The organism is Chryseobacterium vrystaatense (assembly GCF_000737765.1).
GTDB lineage: Bacteria > Bacteroidota > Bacteroidia > Flavobacteriales > Weeksellaceae > Chryseobacterium > Chryseobacterium vrystaatense.
On sequence record NZ_JPRI01000010.1, the window covers coordinates 341,852 to 361,176 of the forward strand.

The 19,325-nt window shown below is 39.0% G+C and carries 19 protein-coding genes; 4 read left to right on the forward strand and 15 right to left on the reverse strand.

The window, feature by feature from the left end; genetic code table 11:
• The first annotated feature begins 22 nt into the window (after positions 1-22).
• A complete protein-coding gene (locus IW16_RS21765) occupies positions 23-1,495 on the forward strand; it encodes an alpha-amylase (protein WP_034749596.1) in 1,473 nt (490 codons plus the stop codon).
• Positions 1,496-1,587: 92 nt separating this feature from the next.
• On the opposite strand, the gene IW16_RS26755 is transcribed toward IW16_RS21765, so the two are convergent.
• The 3 genes from IW16_RS26755 to IW16_RS21775 form a co-directional block, all read right to left on the reverse strand.
• Positions 1,588-1,755, reverse strand: coding sequence for a hypothetical protein (locus IW16_RS26755; protein WP_165572019.1), 168 nt, complete (start codon positions 1,753-1,755; stop codon positions 1,588-1,590).
• 103 nt (positions 1,756-1,858) lie between these two features.
• Positions 1,859-3,199 carry a carboxylesterase family protein gene (locus IW16_RS21770; protein ID WP_051890570.1) on the reverse strand — a complete coding sequence of 447 codons (1,341 nt, stop codon included), beginning with the start codon at positions 3,197-3,199 and terminating at the stop codon, positions 1,859-1,861.
• Positions 3,200-3,412: 213 nt separating this feature from the next.
• A complete protein-coding gene (locus tag IW16_RS21775; RefSeq protein WP_034749598.1) occupies positions 3,413-4,315 on the reverse strand; it encodes a helix-turn-helix domain-containing protein in 903 nt (300 codons plus the stop codon).
• Positions 4,316-4,446: 131 nt separating this feature from the next.
• Here IW16_RS21775 and IW16_RS21780 point away from each other — a divergent pair, with 131 nt between their 5' ends.
• Positions 4,447-4,851, forward strand: coding sequence for a cupin domain-containing protein (locus IW16_RS21780; protein ID WP_034749600.1), 405 nt, complete (start codon positions 4,447-4,449; stop codon positions 4,849-4,851).
• A 32-nt stretch (positions 4,852-4,883) separates the two neighbouring features.
• A complete protein-coding gene (locus tag IW16_RS21785; protein WP_034749603.1) occupies positions 4,884-5,939 on the forward strand; it encodes an NAD(P)-dependent alcohol dehydrogenase in 1,056 nt (351 codons plus the stop codon).
• Between the two features lie 91 nt (positions 5,940-6,030).
• Here the strand turns inward: IW16_RS21785 and IW16_RS21790 are convergent, their stop codons facing one another.
• A complete protein-coding gene (locus IW16_RS21790; RefSeq protein WP_034749606.1) occupies positions 6,031-6,393 on the reverse strand; it encodes a winged helix-turn-helix transcriptional regulator in 363 nt (120 codons plus the stop codon).
• Between the two features lie 82 nt (positions 6,394-6,475).
• Here IW16_RS21790 and IW16_RS21795 point away from each other — a divergent pair, with 82 nt between their 5' ends.
• Entirely contained in the window at positions 6,476-7,360 is an 885-nt protein-coding gene (locus IW16_RS21795) for an NAD(P)H-binding protein (RefSeq protein ID WP_034749609.1), read from the forward strand.
• 276 nt (positions 7,361-7,636) lie between these two features.
• Here the strand turns inward: IW16_RS21795 and IW16_RS21800 are convergent, their stop codons facing one another.
• The 11 genes from IW16_RS21800 to rpoC all read right to left on the reverse strand — a co-directional run bounded on the left by IW16_RS21800 (position 7,637) and on the right by rpoC (position 19,283).
• Complete coding sequence (locus tag IW16_RS21800; protein ID WP_034749613.1) at positions 7,637-8,920, reverse strand: alkaline phosphatase family protein; 1,284 nt, start codon at positions 8,918-8,920, stop codon at positions 7,637-7,639.
• An 85-nt stretch (positions 8,921-9,005) separates the two neighbouring features.
• Complete coding sequence (locus IW16_RS21805) at positions 9,006-9,851, reverse strand: GNAT family N-acetyltransferase (RefSeq protein WP_034749616.1); 846 nt, start codon at positions 9,849-9,851, stop codon at positions 9,006-9,008.
• Positions 9,852-9,890: 39 nt separating this feature from the next.
• The gene (locus IW16_RS21810; RefSeq protein ID WP_034749619.1) at positions 9,891-10,286 is read right to left on the reverse strand and encodes a cytidine deaminase family protein; all 396 of its coding nucleotides are present in this window, start codon (positions 10,284-10,286) and stop codon (positions 9,891-9,893) included.
• A 191-nt stretch (positions 10,287-10,477) separates the two neighbouring features.
• Positions 10,478-11,236: a T9SS type A sorting domain-containing protein gene (locus IW16_RS21815; protein ID WP_034749622.1), complete on the reverse strand. Its 759-nt coding sequence runs from the start codon at positions 11,234-11,236 to the stop codon at positions 10,478-10,480.
• A gap of 1 nt (position 11,237) precedes the next feature.
• Positions 11,238-11,765 (reverse strand): ankyrin repeat domain-containing protein, encoded by a 528-nt coding sequence (locus IW16_RS21820; RefSeq protein WP_034749625.1) that lies wholly within the window; start codon positions 11,763-11,765, stop codon positions 11,238-11,240.
• Entirely contained in the window at positions 11,762-12,307 is a 546-nt protein-coding gene (locus IW16_RS21825) for a YceI family protein (RefSeq protein WP_034749628.1), read from the reverse strand. The genes IW16_RS21820 and IW16_RS21825 overlap by 4 nt, the downstream gene beginning before the upstream one ends.
• A gap of 12 nt (positions 12,308-12,319) precedes the next feature.
• Complete coding sequence (locus IW16_RS21830) at positions 12,320-12,661, reverse strand: c-type cytochrome (RefSeq protein WP_034749630.1); 342 nt, start codon at positions 12,659-12,661, stop codon at positions 12,320-12,322.
• Position 12,662: 1 nt separating this feature from the next.
• Positions 12,663-13,505 carry a DUF5777 family beta-barrel protein gene (locus IW16_RS21835; RefSeq protein ID WP_034749632.1) on the reverse strand — a complete coding sequence of 281 codons (843 nt, stop codon included), beginning with the start codon at positions 13,503-13,505 and terminating at the stop codon, positions 12,663-12,665.
• 126 nt (positions 13,506-13,631) lie between these two features.
• On the reverse strand, positions 13,632-14,282 hold the full coding sequence (locus tag IW16_RS21840; RefSeq protein ID WP_034749636.1) for a Crp/Fnr family transcriptional regulator: 651 nt from the start codon (positions 14,280-14,282) through the stop codon (positions 13,632-13,634).
• A 342-nt stretch (positions 14,283-14,624) separates the two neighbouring features.
• Positions 14,625-14,930 carry a DUF3467 domain-containing protein gene (locus IW16_RS21845; RefSeq protein ID WP_034723398.1) on the reverse strand — a complete coding sequence of 102 codons (306 nt, stop codon included), beginning with the start codon at positions 14,928-14,930 and terminating at the stop codon, positions 14,625-14,627.
• A gap of 87 nt (positions 14,931-15,017) precedes the next feature.
• Positions 15,018-19,283 carry a DNA-directed RNA polymerase subunit beta' gene (gene rpoC, locus IW16_RS21850; protein ID WP_034749639.1) on the reverse strand — a complete coding sequence of 1,422 codons (4,266 nt, stop codon included), beginning with the start codon at positions 19,281-19,283 and terminating at the stop codon, positions 15,018-15,020.
• Positions 19,284-19,325 lie beyond the last annotated feature (42 nt).

Below are 19,325 nucleotides of genomic sequence, written 5' to 3' on the forward strand. Positions count from 1 at the left end.
GAAACCCACCAAATAAAAGCCTATGAACGCGACGATGATTCAATTTTTCCACTGGTATTCTGAAGGAAACGGAAAATTATGGAAGGAAGCAGAAGAACGGGCTGCCCATCTGGCAACATTAGGAATCACTTCGGTTTGGCTTCCGCCAGCCTATAAAGGTACGAATGGAGGCTACTCGGTAGGATATGATGCGTATGATCTGTATGACCTTGGAGAGTTTGATCAGAAAGGCAGCCTTCCCACAAAATACGGAACCCGGAATGACTATTTAAAAGCGATCAAAGCCTTAAAAGAACGGAATATAAATATTATTGTTGATATTGTTCTGGGACATAAGGCCGGTGGCGATGAGCTGGAAAAATTCAAAGCGGTAAAAGTAGATGAAAACAACAGGGAAAAAATCATTTCCGATGTCATCGAAATAGAATCCTATACCAAATTCACGTTTCCCGGAAGAGGAAAGAAATATTCTGATTTTGAATGGAACTTTACGTGTTTCAGTGGCGTAGATTATGCTGAAGGTATGGATTCCCATATTTTTAAAATACAGTCTGAATACGGTAACGACTGGGAAGAGATGATTGATGATGAGAAAGGAAATTACGATTACCTGATGTACAACGACATTGAGCACCGCAATCCTTTTGTACGTGAAGAACTCAACAGCTGGGCCGAGTGGTATTTTGACCTGACTGATTTTGACGGAGTAAGACTCGATGCTCTAAAACATATTTCATTTGATTTTTATAAGGAATGGCTGACGATGCTCCGCTCCAATTCAGGAAAGAATATTTTTGCTGTTGGAGAGTACTGGGCACCCGGACAGCTTAATCTGCTTCAAAAATACATTGAGGTGACTGAAGGCTGTATGAGCCTTTTTGACAGTTCGCTTCAGAATAATTTTCATACTGCATCCAATGAGGGTGGATCGTATGATCTGCGGAGGATTTTCGATGAAACGCTTACCCAGGCAGATCCTATGCATGCAGTAAGCCTTGTAGATAATCATGACACACAGCCTCTTCAGGACCTTGAAGCTCCGGTGGAAGCATGGTTTAAGCCATTAGCTTATGCGTTGATTCTCCTTCGTGAAAATGGATATCCGTGTGTATTTTATCCAGACCTGTATGGTGCTCATTATACTGACAAAGGTGGAGATGGAAATGACCAGGAAATTTTCTTACAGAAAGTAGACGGCATCGAAGAACTTCTTAAAGCCCGGAAAGATCATGCATATGGAGCGCAGAGGGATTATTTTGAAGATGCCAATTGTCTTGGCTGGGTCCGTGAAGGAGATGATGAATATTCCGGGTGTGCTGTGGTTCTCAGTAATAAAGAAGCTTACAGCAAGCCTATGGAAATGGGGAAACGCTATTCCGGCAAAAAATTCCATGATATGCTGAATAGAAGTAAGGATGAAGTAGTGATTGATGAGAACGGCTGGGGAAATTTTCCGGTTCCTGCCGGTAACGTCAGTGTATGGATTTCTGAGTAGTTGTAAGGATCAATAAAAAGCATACATGGCTAAAGATGTATATTGATGGCCCTGTATGCTTTAGTATTTTGCTGATGCTGTAGCTGGTCTGTTTAGCAGAATATATATCGGCAGTTCTGTATATTAATAGCCCATTCACAGCAATATCCTTCTTCGTTGGAGGTACAGCATACTCTGTCACGGATCGGTCCTGCTCCTTTTAAATTTTTGAGTTGCTCACGATTCAGTTTCTGAACATTTAAAAAAAGTTTCGTTTTCATAGTTAATGTATTTTAAGATTTGATTACCCAAATATAATAAAATATCAACCAAAATAGTAAAGACTAATCACAAATAAAGGATTTAACTTATTCATTCCTCAAATCAAGTATATTTTCTTATCTCAAGAATTTCTGGTCTTTCAGAAACATTGGAAACCTCTCCTGTTCTGGCAAATTCTGCCCATATTGCTCTCAGTTTTTTACCATTTTTGTGAATAAATTCCCAGGGAATATCTTTAAGCAGTCCCGCAGACTCCCAAGCTTCTTCATTTCCGAAAATAAGTGGGAGATCCATACAGTGTGCCGCTCCTATATGATTGTATTCCGGCTTTGAATGAATCCTGAAAAGATAAACATTCCCACCAGCCTCTGCGATGTTTCGTGCAAAATCCTCTGCAGGTTTTCCATAGATGAATTCGGTCGTTTTTCGTACGGCTTTATCCAAAATTTTCAAACCAAATCCTTTTCCGAAATATTTATTTAAAGCATCAGACGTTTTAAGGTAAAATGCAGTTTCATTATCATTCAGACCAATAAGGATATCGTATTTTCCGGCTGCTAATTTCCACTTCCCAACGGTTTCATTTTCCTCGCATAAGGGAGGAAATCCATATTGGGTTCCGAAAGGCATCGCTGCTTTCAGTCCATATTTGATGACAGCAGGTACGTGTTTTCTATATTCATCTGCTATTCTTAAAACATCTGTTTCATCTTTAAAAAATTCTGTTTTCTTCAGAAATTCTGCAGACATTTTATTCCGGCTATGGCGAAGACCCAAAGGAGCACTTTGGATGATCACTCTCTGAAACAAATCTTCTACCCCTTCCGAAATCATCAGATGGGCAATTGCATCACCTCCCGAGGACTGTCCTAAAAGAGTAATATTTGTTGGGTCACCGCCAAAATCAGTGATATAGTTCCTGATCCAATGTAAGGCTTCTATTAAATCAAACAGTCCCAAATTAGGTGGTCTTTTTTGATCTCCTCCCAAAAAACCGAAAATTCCCAGCCTGTAGGAAACCGTAACAACAATAATTTGCTGTTCTTTTACCCACTCACTGGGGTCAGAAGTTGGCAGATCTCCGCAGCCGATCTCGTGTGAACCTCCATGAATCCACACGACAACGGGAAGCTTTTCATTTTCTGTAAATTTGTCCGGGCGGATAACGGAAAGAAACTGTGTAGATTCATCGGGATGAAAATTTTCAATATGGGTAGGGCCGATCATTTTTTCCACCAGAGGGCTTATCGTCTGCGGGCATACCGGTGTTTTATCAGGAAATATAATTTCTGAATCTGAGGGCTGCTCTGGAACAGCTCTTTTGAATCTTTCTGAACGGGCATAACGGATGCTTTTGGCTTTGATGACGCCATCCTCCTTTAAGGCTATAATTTTCCCGAAAGAAGTCTGAAAAATGTGAGTTTTGGTGTGCTGAACTGTCATTTTAAAAACCGTGAAAAATTTTATCTATTAAAATTAATTTAGTTTTTTGAAATGAGAAAATTTATTGGGTATAAATTACTTTGTTGAATTTAAGTGTCAGCAACCTCAGCCATACGATATCAGCAAGACTATTGAAGCACCAATCTTCACCAATATTTATAGGTGAAATTGCAATGTTTATGAAACAATGCCACTATGTGAACGGTAGAAGAGTTAGTTTAAGGTTTTATATTCGCTTGGAGAAACTCCGACTTTAGCTTTGAATAATCTTGTAAAATGCTGTGGATACTTAAAACCTAAATCATAGGAAATTTCACTGATGGATTTTGACGGATTCAAGATCTGTTCTTTAGCAGCATCAATCAGTTTATTATGAATAAATTCCTGGGCTGAAATTCCTAATTCCTTCTTGATTAAATCTCCGAAATAATTGGCAGACAGATTAAGTTTTTCTGCAAAGTAATTGACCATCGGAAAACCTATATTTTTAGGATTATCAGATTTAAAATAATCATCCACCAGATTTTCAAATTTTCCAATGACACCCTGATTGATATGATCTCTGGTAATAAACTGGCGGTCGTAAAAACGCATGCAGTAATTTAAAAACAATTCAATATTATTAACGATCAGTGATTTACTGTGCTTATCAATGGACTGTTCGAGTTCAAGTTTGATGTTTTTAAAACATTCCAGAACAATTTCTCTTTCTTTTTCTGACAGATGAAGTGCTTCGTGGACATCATAAGAAAAGAAACTGTAGTCTTTGATATTTTTACCAAGATTGGTTCCTTTGATAAGATCGGGATGAAACAGCAAAGCATATCCTCCCGGCTGTATCGACTTCCCTTCATTGGTAACACCGCTTACCTGCCCGGGAGCGATAAATACAAGGGTTCCTTCCTGATAGTCGTAGCTGTGCTTTCCGTAGTGCATATCTCCACAGATGACATCCTTTAGAAAAACGGTATAAAAAGTATATGTCCGTTTGTACTGGCATATGGGATCAGATTTTGCAAAATCCACCACGCTTACCAGCGGATGAAGGGTTTCATGATTCACCATTTTATTGTAATCTGAAACGCTTTTCACTTTCTCAACTTCCTGATCTTCCATTGACTGTATTTTTAAACTTATTCAAAATTACCACTTTCCCACGTACCTTTTACAGGGTCTGTAAAATTGGTAAGTATTTCGGTAATCTGTATAAGTTGTGTTTATCTAAAAGTATCGACTTTTGTACTGTTATGAAAACATTTAATACAAACATTTTCCCTAAAGGAGAAAAAGCCCCTGAGGCTTATTTTTCGGGAGGAACAGCCTGGGTACAGATCTTAAAACCTAATGAAGATGACCTGAACTGCCAGATCGGAAACGTTATTTTCGAACCCGGATGCAGAAATAACTGGCATTCTCACGGTGGCGGACAGATTTTAATTGTAACTTCAGGAACAGGATTTTATCAGGAAAAAGGAAAGCCGGCACAGGTTTTACAGGCAGGAGATGTTGTGAATATTCTTCCTGATGTTATCCATTGGCATGGTGCAGGCCCTGACAGTGAATTCACACATATTGCCATTAATCCCAATACTCAAAATGGCATTGTGGAATGGATGGAACCTGTAACCGATGAAGAATACAAGAATTTATAACTGGAACTTACTAACTTAAATCAAATAAACCAATGAGCACATTAACAGTAAAAGCCTACGGAGCTGAGTCTACAACGGCAGACCTGAAAGAAATGAATATTGAAAGAAGAGAAACCACTCCAAAAGATGTAGAAATTGAAATTCTATACTGCGGAGTATGCCACTCTGACCTTCATACCGCAAGAAATGACTGGGGCGGATCTTTGTATCCTGTAGTTCCCGGACATGAAATTGTCGGCAGAATTACCCGTGTAGGAAGTGATGTATCCAAATTTAAAGTTGGTGACCTTGCTGCAGTAGGATGTATGGTAGACTCGTGCGGACACTGCGACAGCTGCAAACAGGACCTTGAGCAATATTGCTTAAACGGATTTACAGGAACCTACAACGGTAAAGACAAACATTTGGGTGGCCATACTTTTGGAGGATACTCTCAGAAAGTGGTTGTTGATGAACATTTCGTTTTAAGCGTACCTGAAAATTTGGATCTGGCCGCAGTAGCACCTCTTCTTTGTGCAGGTATTACAACATGGTCTCCATTAAGACACTGGAACGTAGGACCTGATTCTAAAGTCGCGGTTGTAGGACTAGGCGGACTGGGACATATGGCGATCAAATTAGCCAAAGGCCTGGGTGCTGAAGTTACTCTGTTCTCAAGAACTCCGGGAAAAACGGAAGATGCAAAACAACTGGGAGCTGATCACGTTGTGATTTCTACCGACGATTCACAAATGGACACCGTAAAAGGAAAATTTGATCTTATCATTGATACGGTTCCTTATGAGCATGACGTCAATCCTTATATGCAGACGCTTACCCTTAACGGAACTTTAGTTCTGGTAGGTTTTGTAGGTGAATTCAGCGAAACTGAGGTAAGTACCAGACCAATGATTTTCCAACGCCGTTCTGTAGCGGGATCTTTGATTGGCGGTATTGCTGAAACTCAGGAATTGCTTGATTTCTGTGGAAAGCATAATATCGTTTCAGATATTGAGCTGATCAAAATGGAGGATATCAACCATGCCTATGAAAGAATGCTTAAGAGCGATGTGAAATACCGTTTTGTCATTGATATGCAATCTTTGTAATGACTCGTATATTGTAATGGAAAGACTGTCTTTGGGCAGTCTTTTCTGTTTTAATATACTTCCCCATCGTGAATACATTTTACAAAGAAAATCATTTATACTCCCCTTTCATATCAAGGAACGCCCAGTCAGCTAAAGCAGCAATCACGGGGATCAGGCCGGTTCCTGCATTACTTAGTTTGTAGGTAACATGAGGTGGAACTACAGGTTTTGCGGTTCTGATGACCAGTCCGTCTGCTTCCAGCTGTTTCAGGTGCTGAATGAGTACTTTTTCGGTTACGGCAGGAATAGCGCGCTTAAGTTCGCTATATCTTTTATCACCGTTGGAGAGCTGATACAGAATAATCGGCTTCCAGTACCCCCCAATCTTTTCCATAACATAGGTAACCGGACACTTGTCCAGTGCATATTTTTTGTTCTGCTGAATGGTAGAGCTTTCTTTAATGGCTGTCATAATGATACATACTTTAGGGTAAGTACTTGTATAAAAGTAAGTACAAATATACCTTTGTTATCAGAATAAAAAAATATTTATTATGAAAATTATCATCACGGGTTCATTGGGAAATGTAGCAAAGCCTTTAACAGAGCAGTTAGCTGCAGAAGGACACGACATCACTGTTGTCAGCAGCAATGAATCAAAGGTCAACGAAATAGAATCAACAGGAGCTAAAGCTGCAATAGGTTCCATCACGGATTTAGATTTTTTAGTTAAAACTTTTGAAGGTGCTGATGCTGTTTTTGCGATGACACCTCCTAATATGGGTGGTGTAAATATTGTTGAAAATACAGTAAATGCAGGAAAAAACTATGCGGAAGCTGTTAAAATAAATAATGTCAAAAGACTGGTTATGCTAAGCAGTATCGGAGCAGAATCTCCGGTAGAAAACGGCCCTATTAAAAGTCTTCATCATATTGAAAAGCTGTATACCGAACTTGACAATACATCGGTGACTCTTCTGAGAGCTGGTTATTTTTATTTTAATTTCTTTAATGATATTCCATTGGTTAAAGGTGCAGGAATTATCGGAGGAAATTATTCCGCAGAAATAAGTATTCCGCTGGTTCACCCTAATGACATTGCTCAGGCGGCAGCTGAAGAACTGGTTAAGACTTCTGTCGGTAAAAACATCAGATATATTGTGAGCGATGTCCGGAAAGCAGCTGATTTTGCCAAAGTTTTTGGTGCAGCTATTGGAAAACCTGAACTCCCATGGGTAGAGTTTTCGGATGCGGATTCATTAAATGGAATGCTTCAGGCTGGACTTCCACAGGAAATGGCCGAGCTTTATACTGAAATGGGAAGAGGGGTGAGAACAGGTGTCGTACAGAAGGACTTTATTGAGCATGGATCTTCTGTTGATGGGAAGACGAAATTAGAAGAGTTTTCGAAAGAGTTTTCTGCTAAATTTAATTCTTAAAATTTTCAAATACTTTTGTTTTGAAATAAAAGAATCAAAAGTTCAAGACTGGAATCAGAAGCTAAAAATCCTCAACTCGCGCGAATTAAACGTGGGTTCTTCGACTCTAATTGTGTGTCGTGTACCGCATTTTTTTGCTATTAATTTCCAGCTTGTTGATTAACAGCTTTTCTATAAAACAGTTTCGGCGCACCTGCGGTGCGCCGAAACTTTATCTTTAAATCAATCGCTCAGTTAAGTGTTCAGCAAAAATTAAGTCTGAATCTTAAACTCAACCTATTGCTTCTCTTTCAATATTTCCTTTAAGACCTTCAATTTTCCATCAACAGGCTGCTCGATTTTCAAACCTAATATTTCTGTCACCAAAGGATACACGTTAACATTTGAAAATTCATCAACAACTATGTTGCTTTTAAATTCAGGTCCCCACGCATAGAAAGTAGCTTTCATTTCAGGGACAATTTTGGGATTGTAACCGTGTTTTCCTACAGATGTTTTTTTTCCTTTTTCCAGAAATATTTTCGGGGCTTTCGGAATCAGCAGGATCTGTCCTATTCTGTCATATCTATCATCTCTAGTGGCAAAATGCAGGTACTTAGGCAGTTTTTTATCGAGATAGACTTCGTAGTCATTTGTTTTGCCGGACTTCAGTTGTTTGTAAACTGCTTTAACCTCAGCAGGATTTTTGACATAAACTCTGAGAAGTGTCTGGGAATTATAATAATCAAATCTGTTTTTATCTAAAAGTACAGCTGGTATCTCCAATGGAGTTCCACCGTCTACTTTGATCATTCCATGGTCGGAAACAAAAATAAAGTTGACATTTTTTAATCCTAAATCCTTTACTTTCTGAACTAAATCCCCTATTGCCTGATCAATCAGGTGAACAGCCGTTTCTGTTTCGTGGGTATCAGGACCGTAATGATGTCCGCTTCCGTCTACTTCCGGAAAATACAGCGAAATAAAATGAGGTCTGGTTTCTACCGGAAGTTTCAGCCAGTTAACAACCTTTTCTACTTTTTCTGAAGGTTTAAATTTTTCGTGATAAGGATAATAATAAGAAGGTCTCATTCCCCCTGCATCACTCGCAGAGCCTACCCACATCAGGGAAGCTGAAACCATACCCTGTTTTTCTGCCAACGCCCAAAGGGGAGTTCCACCATACCAGCTTCCGTCTTCAGCATTTTTTTTATTGCTCATGGCATAGGTCTCTTTTCTTTTGTAATCATAGAAGAAATTATCGATCAAACCATGGTGGGAAGGGTAAAGTCCTGTGATCAGACTCCAGTGATTGGGAAAGGTAATGCTTGGGTAACTCGGGATCATTGCTTCAGCCTGAATGCCTTCAGATGATAATTTCAGTAAATTTTCCGCATTATATTTTTTAGCATAATCATAACGGAAACCGTCTGTGGAAATCATGATCACATAAGGCTTAGCCTGGGCTTCACTACTGTTGGTACGGCCGGGTATCACGACCTGAGCTGTATCTATATTGGTTTGCTGGGCATATATTGCCAGTGAAAAAAACAGCAGTACAATTTGTATTCCTCGCTTCATTATCAAATTTTTTGGCAAAGTTACGGCCTATCCCTGTGCAGGAAAAGTTTCTGAGATTAAAAGTATATTAAAACAGATTACATTTTTAAATTTCCTTTTCCATTTCAAACTGCGACACCCTGTTTTCAAGGCCGGCTGCAGTTTTCAGAAAAGCAGCAGTATGCTCTGATGTATCCTCAGCATTATTAACAGAGACCGTCTGCCCTTCAAATAGATGCCCGACCCTTCTGAAAAGCTCTGCTCCAACTCCCTGTTTTCTATATTTTTTATCGACAGCAATCTGATAGACTTTTCTTGCTTTGGGGTTGTAGATTACATATCCCACCAACAGTCCGTTTACATAGGCTCCCAGAATCCTGCATTCTTTTCTGATTTTGCCAAGAACGGGTACTGAACTCTGCCATGATGGCTCTATATCCCAAAAAGACTGAAACAGGTCCCACTGAAAATCTTCCATATCCTTTATTTCTACTTCAGGATTCTGTTTTTCAACATTCACAATTCCATTAAAACAGAGAAGTTTCCTCATGATCTTGAATCCCAAATTTTCATAGGCTCTTATAGCCGGATCATTTCCCACAATTACTTCGAGAATCAGGATATCTGCTTTTCTTTCTTTAAATACCGGAAGCATCGCATCGTACATTTTTCTTACCAGCCCATGCCCTCTGAATTCAGGAATAATGCCGGTTCCTGCATTATAAATACTTCGTTTTCCATTTTCCTCCTTTTCTGCACTTAGAATAAACCCCACCAGCTTTTCTGATTCGAATGTACCTGCGGAAAGTTCCATGTCAATACCCTCTGCCTCGATTTTTAATTCAAGCTGTTCCAGCGAAAGGTGAAAGGGAACGACGTAATCTGAAAAAGACCTGTTAAACACAGATAAGAGTTCTTCTGTAGTAATATTTTTTAAATTTCTGATTTCCATACATTAATTTTAACTGTTCAATATTTACCAAATAAATGATTACCATTTGCGATCAAGATCTTCTTTCCAGTCATAGGGTAAAAGTTCTTTTAAGGTTAAGAATATTCCGTTCTTCACCTCAACTATTGCATTGAGATTTTCTTTAGACAACTGGCTCATCAGTTCTCTGCATCTTCCACATGGAGGAACTGCATTGCCGTCATTGCCAACTGCTACCACCGCTTTAATATGTGACTCTCCATGTTTCAACATTTCAGCCACCGCACTGTGTTCTGCACAGAACCCCATAGAACATACGGTATCAATGCTGATTCCTGTAAACACATTTCCTTTGGCTGTTTCTATCGCTGCTGCCACGCCTCCGTATTCTATAAAGTCATTAAGAACAGTTGCCTTTGCGAACTGATGTGCTATTTCTTTTAAATCTTTTCTCATATTGATTGTGATAGGGTATAAAAAATTATTGACCGGATTGCAATTCTTTTTCGATGGTGTACTGCTTAGCAACAAAGATATAAAAACCATTACCCCTCTTCAGCAGACAGCCCTGTTAAAATTGCGGCGTATATAGCAAATGCCTCTGAAAACAGAGGCATTTACAAGAGCTTTTTTAAGTGTATGTTAATTTATTCTTTGATCAGCTTTTCATAAGAAAGGCTCCCGTCTTTTAAGGTGATCTCCAAATAGTAAATTCCCGGCTTCAGATCTCTGACCTCTATGGTTTCTCCGTCAGGCTGCACGGTTCTGATCTTTCTGCCTGCAGTTTCATAAATATCGATAGATTTTATTTTATCTGCATTTTTAAAGCTCACTCTTTCTTTGGCAGGATTTGGATAAAGACCCACTTTCTTGCTTTCTGCAACAGTCTCACTTGTACCCAGTACGCCTCTCGTAAGTGCAGCATATCCTCTGGCTGCGTTATGGTAACCTAATAACTGATTCCCTGCTCTTCGGGCATAGAATACATTGATGGTGGAAGCGTCATTGGTAAACACATGATCTCCTGCTCCCCCGGTAAGGCTTCTGGTTGCCACGACGGTTCTTGTAGTTCCAGAAATATTATCAGTGGTAACGGTCCAGTCCTGTACAGGATCTGCCGGCGGAGTCGTCATTCCAATAAAAGTAAAATCTCTGCTGGCAGAATTTGAATTGTAGATAAATCCATCTGATCCGTTGGCCATTCCGCCTGTATCTGCTCCGTTTCCTCCAAAACCTATTCCCAGCATCGAATTGCTGTCACCGGTTAAAGTAAGGGTCACCTGAGTAGCCGTTGTTACAATCTTTACGGTCATGCCGGCAGCCGGAAGATTGACCGTTCCTGTCGAAAACTGTGCCCATACCAGATTGGCAAGAGCTAAACTGAATGTTAGTAAAACTTTTTTCATTTTAATTTTTTAGTAGGTTGATGATGTCTTTGTTGTTGGTCTGTAATGCATATTCAAAAGGGGTCATTCCCATTGAATCTTTTTTAGATTGATCTGCTTTGTGTTTAATCAGCAGCTCTGTCAGCTCTCTATTCCCGAATTTCACGGCCCAAAAAAGGGGTGTGGCTCCGGTAGAATCTGTGATATTGGGATCGGCATTTTTATTTAATAAATAGGTTACCAGATCTTTATTATATTTTACAGAAAGTCCTGCTAGTGCGGTTCCTTCCTGACTTTTATAATTGATATCTTTTACGTTATCCATTAAAAATTTAGCAACTTCCACGTTCCCTCTGTAACAGGCCAGGATAAGCGGTGAAAAGCCGTTCTCATTGGTTTTGTTGATGATATCAGGATCCTGTTTCATGAGATCTTTCACTTCAGCTACTGTTCCGGTTCTGGCAATATCAAATATGGACTTTGCCTTTTCCTGAGCGGTCATGAAAGAAAGGGTCATGAATATACTTATGATGAAGATGACATTTCTCATTGCTTTACCATTACATAGTTATATTCCACTTTTACATTTTCCGCGACTTTTTTGGTTACCATTTTGGGAATAGTCACGTTGTGATCTACAGGTCTGGCCATAAAACTTCCCTGCATATAAATCTTGCCATCTTTGGCATAAACGGAAGCTGCAGAGGAAACGGCTTTATCTACTCCATGAAAATTAAGGGTTCCCTGAACGGTATATTTCTGCGGAGAAGTACTCAGTTTCGTTTTGTCGAAATTGATGATCTTGCCCTTAAAGGTAGCTTTCGGATATTTTGCGGTTTCTGCGTAGCTTTCATTGAAATGTTCTTCCATTAATTTGGTTTTAAAATGGAAGTTCTTCACGACTGAAACAGAGGCCATTTCTCCGCTGTCGGCATTCAGAATCACGACATTATTATCATCTTTCGCGTACACATCTTCAAAAAGCGGTACGGATGCTTCAAAGGTTACACTGCCTGTTTTGGAACTGTATTTCTGGGCAGAAGCAAAGCCTGAGAAAAACAATACGGCACTCATTAATACTAATCTTTTCATATCCAATATTTTTTAATTTTCAGTAAGCCCGTCGGCTTTCCATTTGATGAAGGTGTTGATTTGGGTCTGTGAAAGGGATCCGCCCTGAGGCATTTTTTGCAGGTCACCATTGGCTCTCTGTATCCGGTCCAGAATGCCTTCGATGTTATTTTTAACATCTGTGTAAGTCGTCAATGGTTTAAAGCTTCCTGCTCCATGGCAGCCGAGGCAGTTATTATCCACAATAGTTTTCACTTCAGTATTGTATCTCACAGGTACCGTAATGGGTGTATTATCCGAAATCTCTTCATAGGTCCTGCTGTCACAGGCAATTAACAAAACTGCTGATGACCATAAGTACATTATCTTTTTCATTTTAAAAAACTCTGTAAAGGTTAAACCCAAAAAATATCTGTCCCTTTCCCCATTTTCCTACTGCATTGGAGAGATAGCCGATATCCGAATTGATCTGGGAGTTGGAAAATAAAAGCTGGAACACATGTCCCCCGGTTTCTATATCCATGCCTAAAGACAAAGGATTTTTATAGAAACTGTGATTGTCAAAATTCACAAAATATTCTGCGTTGATCGAAATTCTTTTGGAAATTTTATAACGTCCTCCCAATCCTGTCAGAAACTGGTTTTTGTCTTCAATGGCAGGATCATAAAGATTTTTATGAATGAATGAAGGCGTGAACTGTAATGAAAACTTATCATTGAATCTTCTTGAAATCAAAGCCTGGGTAAGGTAAGAAAGTCTGTCACCGAATTTGAGATAAGGATAATTGTCTTTATCCAGATCTGTATTCAAAGCCATCACATTATAGCCTACGATATCGACAGGACTGGTTTCGGTCTGCTTTATAAGTTTATACTTGACGGCGCCTTCGAATGTTTTCAGATTGGTTTCTCTGGAAAGGCTGACTGAAATTCCGTCAGTAACTCCGTAGATCACCCCCAGCTTGGTGGATGCATCATCAAGACCGAAAAAGTTTTTGAATCCGGTGCTGATATCCCCGAAACGATGGGCTACAACGATATACCATTCCTTTTTTGCAGAAAGTTTTGTGGACTGTCCTGTGACAATCTGCAGGGCTTTAAATGCAGGTTGTGATACTTCCGGATTAGTTTTGAGTGTGTCAATATCTTTCAACAGATCCTCCTGCGCTGAGGCAAGACCTGAGGCCAATACCGACAAAAATAAGAGAGTTTTTGTCATATACAATTTGAATTAAATTATGATATGACAAACTTATTGAGTTATAAAGTCAAAAATGTGTGATAAAAGTCACCGGACAAATTGTTTTTATCAATGATAAATATAAAATGATTAAAACATGATATGTTACACTGATCTAACATTTTCATTTACAGGAATTTTGATCCCTTCTTTGGTCTGAACAATTTCCCCTTCATTTTCAATTTTTTTCAAAACTCTGCTGACTACTTCTCTTGAAGTTCCCAAATTATTGGCTATTTCCCTATGAGTAATTTTGAGAGGATTATTTCCGGTTACCAAAATCTGCTGTTTTATATAATTCAAAACCCTTTTATCCAGTCTGTGAAATACAGCGTCATTCACCATGTTCATAACGTCAGAGAAGCGTTTATCATATTCATGGTAGAATACTCTGTTGATCTCCGGAAAGCGAATCAGCCATTCATGGATGACAGGGATTGGTATTAGCATCACTTCTGACTCTTCTTCAGCAACCGCATAGACTCTGCTGGTATAATCTGTAAAGATCGACGAGAAGGTCATCAAACAGCTGTCGCTGGGCCTTATATAATAGTAAATAAGTTCTCTCCCATCATTAAGAGTAAAAACTCTTATAGAGCCTTTAAGCAGAAAAGGGACATACTTATTTTTTTGTCCTTCTCTGATAATTTCGGTTTTTGCCTTTATATATGTTATAACGGCATTTGCATGAAGTTCGTTTAAAAAATTTTCACCTAAAAACCCAAATTTATTTAGAATAAATTTATCATTAACCATATCTGCTTATCATTTTCAAACAAATATATAAAATTGAAGGATTTGCATACCATAAAAACAACATTAAGTGATTATCCTTATTTAAAATTTAACAATCTATTAATTTGTCAGTATTTTTTCAATCAAAATGGTTTTAAATGTTTAAAATATTAAATAAAGAATCTTAATGTCTGTGAGAATTTAATTGTAGTAAAAACATATTCGCAGTTTTTTCACCTTATATGTTTGTATGATTGGGCTGTAAAATTCTGTGATCCGTTGACTTTAAATTTATATAGCATTGATGTCATAAAAAAATGCCCCGGTAAAACCGGGGCATTCTTATGTATTGTAAGAAAAATCTTATGCTTGTACGTTGTTACCTCCTAATACGAAAGGCTCAACTTCTTTGATTTCTCCAAATTGCTGCTCATAGTTAGCAATGTTTTGTTGAAGAGCAGATAATACTCTTTTAGCGTGAAGTGGAGCAAGAATGATTCTTGATCTTACTTTAGCCTGCTGTACCCCCGGCATTAACTGGATGAAATCTACTACGAACTCAGATGGAGAGTGGTTTACCAATGCTAAGTTAGCATAAACTCCAGCAGCTACCATTTCGTTCAATTCGATGTTGATGTTTCCGTCTTGTGGATTTTGATTGTTGTCCATTGTTATAAAATATGTTTTTAAAATTCGAAATTTGAGATTGTGAAAATATAAAAATAAATCCAAACCTCAAATTTCAAATCATTAATTTTAGTTAAGGTCTTCGAATTCTTTCTTAGAACCTACAATTACATTCTGATATTCTTTAAGACCTGTACCTGCAGGAATTCTGTGTCCTACAATTACATTTTCTTTAAGACCACTTAAGAAGTCAACTTTACCAGCTACTGCTGCTTCGTTAAGAACTTTAGTAGTTTCCTGGAACGATGCTGCAGACATGAATGACTTAGTCTGAAGAGCCGCTCTTGTAATCCCCTGTAGTACAGGCGTTGCTGTAGCAGGAAGTGCTTCTCTTACTTCAACCAAGGCTTGATCTTCACGCTTCAGTTTAGAGTTTTCGTCTCTTAATTCTCTTGCTGTAATCATCTGACCTGGTTTGAATTCTTTAGAATCACCAGCTTCCACAACTACTTTAAGACCGAATACTCTGTTGTTTTCTTCCAGGAAGTCAAACTTATGCTCAAGAGCTCCTTCAAGGAACTGAGTATCACCTCCATCTACGATTGATACTTTGGTCATCATCTGTCTTACGATGATTTCGAAGTGCTTATCGTCGATTTTTACCCCCTGAAGACGGTAAACTTCCTGAATCTCATTTACAAGATATTCCTGAACCGCCGTTGGACCTTTGATTCTTAAGATATCATCCGGTGTAATAGAACCGTCAGAAAGTGGTGCTCCTGCTCTTACGAAGTCATTCTCCTGAACAAGGATCTGGTTGGAAAGTTTTACAAGGTAAATCTTTCTTTCACCAGTTTTAGCTTCTACGATCAATTCACGGTTACCTCTCTTAATTTTTCCGTAAGAAACTACCCCGTCGATTTCAGTAACAACCGCTGGGTTTGAAGGGTTTCTTGCTTCGAATAGTTCGGTAACTCTCGGAAGACCTCCGGTGATATCCCCTGCTTTTGCAGATTTTCTTGGGATCTTGATCAAGACTTTACCAGCCTTAATTTTTTCACCATCGTTTACCATTAAGTGGGCTCCTACCGGTAAGTTGTATGCTTTCTGCTCAACTCCTTTAGAATCTACCACCTTCAGAGTAGGTACGGCTTTCTTATTTCTAGATTCAGAGATTACTTTCTCTTCAAATCCTGTCTGTTCGTCAATTTCAAGCTGGAATGAGATACCCTGGATAATGTCTTCATATTCAACCTTACCTGCAGTTTCTGCAATGATTACCGCGTTATACGGATCCCACTTACAGATCACATCTCCTTTCTTCACTTTATCACCAGGCTTCACTGCTAATTCAGAACCGTAAGGTACGTTAGCAATCATCAATGGTGTTCTGGTTTCGTTATCCGCTACCAATCTGAATTCTGTTGAACGTGAAACAACTACCTCAGCAGTTTTACCGTTTTCATCTTCAGAAGTAATTGTTCTTACTTCGTCCATTTCAACGATACCGTCTCTTCTTGCAACGATAGATGGGTTTTCTGATACGTTACCTGCAGTACCCCCTTGGTGGAAGGTTCTCAACGTAAGCTGAGTACCTGGTTCCCCAATTGACTGTGCACCAATAACTCCTACTGCTTCACCCATGTGGATCATCTTACCAGTTGCCAGGTTTCTACCGTAACACTTCGCACAGATTCCTTTCTTGGTTTCACAAGTAAGTGGAGAACGAACTTCTACAGATTCTAAACCTGCTCCTTCGATTCTCTTAGCTAATACTTCATTAATTACCTGATCTGCTTCAGCGATTAATTCATCTGATTCCGGATCATAGATGTTATGAAGAGAAACTCTACCTAAGATTCTTTCAGAGATTTTTTCAACAATCTCGTCATTTTTCTTAAGTGCAGTTACTTCAGTACCTCTTAAAGTACCACAGTCGTCTTCAGTAACGATAACGTCCTGAGCAACGTCTACCAATCTTCTGGTAAGGTAACCAGCATCGGCAGTTTTAAGTGCGGTATCCGCAAGACCCTTACGGGCACCGTGGGTAGAGATAAAGTACTCCAGGATCGAAAGACCTTCCTTAAAGTTTGCAAGGATCGGGTTTTCGATGATCTCCGCACCGGTAGAACCAGCTTTCTGCGGTTTTGCCATCAAACCTCTCATCCCTGATAACTGACGGATCTGTTCTTTAGAACCCCTCGCTCCAGAGTCAAGCATCATATATACAGAGTTGAATCCACCTTGGTCAGATTTCATTCTGCTCATAATCATTTCAGTTAATCCTGCGTTGGTATTTGTCCAAACGTCGATTACCTGGTTATAACGTTCTGTATCTGTAATTAGACCCATGTTATAGTTGGCTCTAATCTCATCAACAGTTTCAATTGATGTAGCGATCATCTTTTTCTTCTCAACAGGAACTACAATATCCCCAAGTGAGAATGAAAGACCTCCTTTGAATGCGTTTGAATACCCTAAGTCCTTCATTGCATCAAGGAACTTCACTGTTGTAGGGAAATCAGTATCCGCTAAAACTCTACCAATAATGTTTCTCAGTGATTTCTTCGTCAATAGTTCATTAACGTATCCTGACTGTTTTGGTACAATTTGGTTGAATAGGATTCTACCTAAAGAAGTTTCGATAAGTCTTGTTACCAATTCTCCGTCTTCTTTAACCGGCAGTCTACATCTTACTTTAGCATTTAAAGATACTCTTCCTTCAGCGTAAGCGATTTCCGCTTCTTCCGGAGAATAGAATGCAAGGCCTTCACCTTTCACTTTCATATCTTCTGTAGAGCTCAGTTCTTTAGTCATGAAATACAGACCAAGTACCATGTCCTGAGAAGGTACAGTAATAGGAGAACCGTTTGCAGGGTTCAAGATGTTCTGAGAACCAAGCATCAATAACTGAGCTTCAAGGATTGCCTCAGGGCCTAACGGCAAGTGTACTGCCATCTGGTCACCATCGAAATCGGCGTTGAATGCTGTTGTTACCAACGGGTGAAGCTGGATTGCTTTACCTTCGATCATCTTAGGCTGGAATGCCTGAATACCCAGTCTGTGAAGGGTAGGTGCTCTGTTCAGTAGAACAGGGTGACCTTTCATCACGTTTTCAAGGATATCATATACTACAGGCTCTTTTCTGTCGATGATTCTCTTTGCAGATTTCACAGTTTTTACAATACCTCTTTCGATCAGTTTTCTGATGATGAACGGTTTGTAAAGTTCTGCTGCCATATCTTTAGGAATACCACATTCGTGAAGCTGTAAGTTTGGACCTACAACAATTACGGAACGTGCAGAGTAGTCTACCCTTTTCCCTAGTAAGTTCTGACGGAAACGACCTTGCTTACCTTTCAATGAATCTGAAAGTGATTTCAATGGTCTGTTTGATTCAGATTTTACAGCAGAAGATTTTCTTGTATTATCGAATAATGAATCTACTGATTCCTGAAGCATACGCTTCTCATTTCTCAAGATTACTTCCGGAGCTTTGATCTCCAATAGTCTTTTCAGACGGTTGTTTCTGATAATAACTCTTCTGTAAAGGTCATTTAAGTCAGAAGTTGCGAAACGTCCTCCATCCAATGGAACCAATGGTCTTAGTTCTGGTGGTATAACAGGAAGTACACGCATAATCATCCACTCCGGTCTGTTGATCATTCTTGTATTGGCACCTCTTAATGCTTCTACAACGTTCAATCTTTTCAGAGCTTCAGTTCTTCTTTGCTTAGAACCTTCATTGTGAGCTTTGTGTCTTAAGTCGAAAGACAATGCATCAAGGTTGATTCTTTTTAACAGATCTTCAACAGCTTCAGCACCCATTCTGGCGATGAATTTGTTTGGATCAGAATCATCAAGATACTGGTTTTCCACAGGAAGAGTTTCCATGATGTCAAGGTACTCTTCTTCTGTTAAGAATTCCATGTTATCGAAATCCGAACCGTCTAATTTTTTAGCAATACCCTGCTGAATCACTACATATCTTTCGTAGTAGATGATCATGTCTAATTTCTTAGAGGGAATTCCTAAAAGGTAACCGATTTTGTTTGGTAAAGAACGGAAATACCAGATGTGAGCGATAGGAACAACAAGATTGATGTGTCCGATTCTCTCTCTTCTTACTTTTTTCTCAGTAACTTCTACTCCACAACGGTCACAAACGATCCCTTTGTAACGAATTCTCTTGTATTTACCACAAGCACATTCGTAATCCTTTACCGGACCAAAGATTTTTTCACAGAACAACCCGTCTCTTTCAGGTTTGTGCGTTCTGTAGTTAATAGTTTCCGGTTTTAAAACTTCCCCTCTTGATTCCTGAAGAATCGATTCCGGTGAAGCTAAACCGATGGTTATTTTATTAAATCTACTTGATTTATTTTTATTTGACATTTTTTAGATTTTAGATTTTGGATTATAAATTTTGGATTATAA